Annotated in this window: 1 protein-coding gene; it reads left to right on the forward strand. The window is 65.3% G+C overall.

Features of this window, described 5'->3' with window-relative positions; translation table 11 throughout:
• On the forward strand, positions 1–358 hold a 358-nt coding region (locus tag GV790_RS29115), incomplete at its 5' end, for a hypothetical protein (protein ID WP_163818023.1).
• Positions 359–386 lie beyond the last annotated feature (28 nt).

Here is a 386-nt window from a genome sequence, read left to right on the forward strand (position 1 = left end):
GATCGGCATAGGCATCGCCGCGCACGGCTCGCTGACCACCAGCCGATGGTGGGATTCCGTCGATCGTTGGAGCGCACCCGGTCAATCCGTGCTCGGCGCGATCCTGCTGCTCCTGGTCGCAGTGCTGGCCGCGTACTCGCCCGCAGCGACCATGATCGCCGGCCTGATCTGGGGCATCATCCCCGGCATCATCCAAATCCTCTTCCCCGACGACACCTTCCGCCTCATCGGCAACATCCCCGGCCTCACCGCCGAACTCCACGTCGCCCTACACGCCTGGCTCGCCAGCGGAATGGTGCTGACCGTAGGGACTTTGTTGTTCGGCGCGGGTGTGGTGGCAACTCTCAAACGCCGCTGAGGCCAGCGCCCATCATCTCAGACAAGAC

The sequence above is a fragment of the Nocardia cyriacigeorgica genome, assembly GCF_010858045.1.
GTDB classification, from domain to species: Bacteria; Actinomycetota; Actinomycetes; order Mycobacteriales; family Mycobacteriaceae; genus Nocardia; species Nocardia cyriacigeorgica_E.